The following is a 3,582-nucleotide window of genomic DNA, read 5'->3' on the forward strand; positions in this document are numbered from 1 at the left end:
GTCGATCCAAATTGCGCGCAAAGGCACCGTCGACGCCAAAAACACCGTGTTTATGGACGGACACTACTTAGCCTGCCGCTGCAGCCATCATGGCGGTAATATCAATCTGGCCGGTTGCGAGACCGCCCATGAAGCCGCCATCAATAGGTAGCGAAACACCGTTGATGTAGGTTGCGAGATCGCTGTTCAGGAAGATCAGCGCATTCGCCTGCTCCTGTGGCGTCGAGCGGCGGTTAATCGGCTGCATCGCACCTGTGAGTACGCCAGCAGGCGTCGCGGTTTCAAAATCCTTCATCATCGGCGTCTGCGTCGGGCCGGGCTGCGTGCAGTTGATGCGAATTCCGCGCTTGATGAACGGGACACCCATCATCATCGTCCAGAGAATGATCAGCTCTTTCGACAACGCATAGCCTTCCGCCACATCGCTGGAGTGCTCCTCGGTCCACTTCACGGCAGCCTCGAACCCATCGATTTGCAGCACTTGAATCAGCAATGGTATACGTTGCGACCAGCCAAGACCGCCGTTGGACGAGATGCTGACGATCGCACTACCCTCGCCCATATAAGGCAAAAGCTGCTCGGTCATACGCCTTGTGCCCATGTAGTTAACCTTCATGACCTCGATCGCCGGAAACGTCTGCGGCAGGCCGGCACAATTGAACAACGCGTCAATCTTTCCACCGATTGAGGCCGCAGCGGCATCGATAGATGCCGGATCACGCAAATCGACCTTTGTGAATGAAGCCAGATTTAGGTTTGTATCTTTATAGTCAAGACCATGAACTTCCGCGCCTAGTTCCAGGAGCGAGCGCGCAGTCGCTTCACCCATGCCGGAAAAACATCCGCTTACAACAACCCGCTTGCCTGCATAACTCAAATCGGCCGCCATGTTACCTCCTCAAACGCTACCCGGGATTGCTCCGGAGCGGGCATTCCCGCTGTGTTTCGATATTTATTTACGTCATTGCGACAGCCAGAGACAGGCGCAACCAGTTATCCCTACCGCTTAATCGTCACGACGATTGAGCGGTAGGCTGCCCCCGGCCTCAAGGGAAAAGTCACTCGATAACGCCGATGACCGCACCAACCTCATACGTATCCCCAGGCACTCCAGTTATTTTGAGCACACCGGAAGCAGGAGCCTCAACCTCATTGGTCGATTTATCGCTCTCGATTGAAAATAAAGGTTGCCCCTCCGTCACGCTTGCGCCATCTGCTGCGAGCCATTCGGCGAGCACGCCTTCAGTCATCGAAAAACCGATTTTGGGAAGAATAATATCGGTCGCCATTAAAGTCTCCTGCTTAAGCGGCCGGACACCCTGTCCGCAGCCAATTTATCAACGCGAAACAATTTGATTGCTGGCACACCTCAACTAAACCATCGTGGCGCGGGCGGCGGCCGCAATATCCGCCACGGATACGACGAAGGCATCTTCCAACACCTTTGAAAACGGCACAGATGTGTACGGCGCGCCAAGACGCTTGATCGGCCCTTTCAATATGCCGAACAACTCATCCTGCAATGTTGCAACAATCTCGGCGCCAACGCCGAAAGCCCGGACCGCCTCATGAGCGACCACGGCCCGGCCAGTTTTTCGTACCGAGGCCACAACAGTCTCACGGTCCCAAGGCGATATGGTGCGCAGATCTATGAGTTCGACGGAAATCCCTTCCTTGGCCAGTTCGGCAGCAGCCTGCTGGGCACGGACAAAAATCTCGGAGTAGCTGATGATCGTGACATCACTGCCCTCCTGCACGACTTTGGCTTTACCGAGGGGAATTGGCGCCAGATCGACAGGTACCATGCCCGAATTGCCATAGGCGCGCGAACATTCGATAAACATGCACGGGTCAGGATCGACGATGCAGGAGAGCATCAACCCCTTCGCGTCCTCGGGGTTGGAGGGCGCCACCACCTTCAAACCTGGTGTATGCGCGAACCAGGCCTCCAGGAAGTCACTATGCTGGCCACCACTCGCGATACCAGCACCGGTCATCATGCGGATCACGATTGGCACGCTCGTCTGGCCGCCGGACATGAAGCGGAGCTTGGCGGCGTGATTGACGATCATGTCCATCGCCACGGTGGTGAAGTTCATCAGCATTATCTCGGCGATCGGCTTGTAGCCATTGATCGCGACACCGATGGCAGCTCCTATGATCGCCTGCTCGGTGATGGGGGTCGAGCGTACCCGCTCATCGCCGAACCGCGCGGACAAACCACGGGTCACGCCGACAACGCCGCCGCCTTCGCGATCGGCCACATCCTCACCGAGCACCAGAACCTTGGGATCGGCCTCCATGGCCTCGGCAATTGCCTCGTTGATGGCCTGAATGATGTTTAGCTTCTTGGTCTGGACCGTCATTACGCAACTCCCGAATCGGCATAAACATCGCGCAGCAGTTCTTCCAGCGGAGGCATCTCGCTGCTCAGGGCAAACTCGACGGCATCCTGAATCTGCGCGGCAATCTCTGCTTCGAGCGCTGTGAGACTGGCCTCAGTCGCCGTGCCAGCGGCAATCAGCCGTCCGCGGAAGCCAGCCACAGGGTCCTTGGCAAGTGCCTCAGCCTTCTCCTGCTTGGTCATATAGAAATCATCATCACCGAACACATGGCCATGAAAGCGGAATGTCATGGCTTCGATCAACGTCGGACCCTCGCCATCGCGCGCGCGCGCAATGGCAGCATTGGCAGCAGCGTACATCGCGAATGGATCGTTGCCGTCCACGGTGAAGCCAGGCATATTGTAACCGGCCGCACGCTTCGACACCTGGTCTACCGATGTACCGTTCTCATAACGCGTATGCTCGGCGAACCGATTGTTCTGACAGACAAAAACCACCGGCAGCTTCCAAAGTGAGGCCAAGTTCAGGCTTTCATGGAAGGCGCCGATATTGGAAGCGCCGTCACCGAAATAGGCAATCGCGACGCGCCGACTCTTGTCCAGCTTGTAAGACCAGGCCAGGCCGTTGGCGATCGGCATCGAGGAGCCGACAATCCCCGTCGTCAGGATCGCGCCGGAGGCCGGATGGGTGATGTGCATCGGGCCGCCCTTGCCCTTGCACGTTCCGGTCACGCGCCCCGCAATTTCAGCCCACAGCACACGTAGCGGCACACCTTTGGCCAGCATGTCGTGAATGCCGCGATAAATCGTACATATCTGGTCGGAATCATCGAGGTTGACGGAAATAGCCGACGGAATGACCTCCTGCCCGCGCCCTGAATAATAGGGCATCATCAGGCGGCCGGAACGGATGATCTTGCGTGACGCCTCATCATTCTGGGCAATCAACGACATGCGCCGGTAGATCTCTATCTGAGTCGCCGCATCTGGAACGGCGGCATTCGATCCTGTTATATGCAATGTGCTGGCCATATGCGCTCCTCACTGCTCCCATCGGCTAGACGTACCGTACCGTCGGACTTCGCATCCACGTGGACATCAGGGCAAGCGTGGCGAAAATAATTTCGCCCCCGCGATACCGTAAGTGTCCGTTCGAAAACAACTTGAATCTACAGGGCGATTCATTAAACCGCTGCGATCATTTGTGTGGCTCGGCTTCGGTTGTCCTGGAAATGCTC

Annotated in this window: 4 protein-coding genes; all 4 read right to left on the bottom strand. The window is 56.9% G+C overall.

Annotated elements, in window-relative coordinates; genetic code table 11:
- Positions 1–67: 67 nt before the first annotated feature.
- Entirely contained in the window at positions 68–889 is an 822-nt protein-coding gene (locus QQJ84_RS09015) for a coniferyl-alcohol dehydrogenase (RefSeq protein ID WP_284257821.1), read from the bottom strand.
- A 169-nt stretch (positions 890–1,058) separates the two neighbouring features.
- Positions 1,059–1,289, bottom strand: a complete 231-nt coding sequence (locus tag QQJ84_RS09020) for a biotin/lipoyl-containing protein (RefSeq protein WP_284257822.1) — start codon at positions 1,287–1,289, stop codon at positions 1,059–1,061.
- A gap of 84 nt (positions 1,290–1,373) precedes the next feature.
- Complete coding sequence (locus QQJ84_RS09025; protein ID WP_284257823.1) at positions 1,374–2,366, bottom strand: alpha-ketoacid dehydrogenase subunit beta; 993 nt, start codon at positions 2,364–2,366, stop codon at positions 1,374–1,376.
- Entirely contained in the window at positions 2,366–3,376 is a 1,011-nt protein-coding gene (locus QQJ84_RS09030) for a thiamine pyrophosphate-dependent dehydrogenase E1 component subunit alpha (protein WP_284257824.1), read from the bottom strand. Before QQJ84_RS09030 ends, QQJ84_RS09025 begins: the two co-directional genes overlap by 1 nt.
- Between the last annotated feature and the right edge of the window lie 206 nt (positions 3,377–3,582).

It is taken from the genome of Acidocella aquatica (assembly GCF_030160635.1).
Classification (GTDB): domain Bacteria; phylum Pseudomonadota; class Alphaproteobacteria; order Acetobacterales; family Acetobacteraceae; genus Acidocella; species Acidocella aquatica.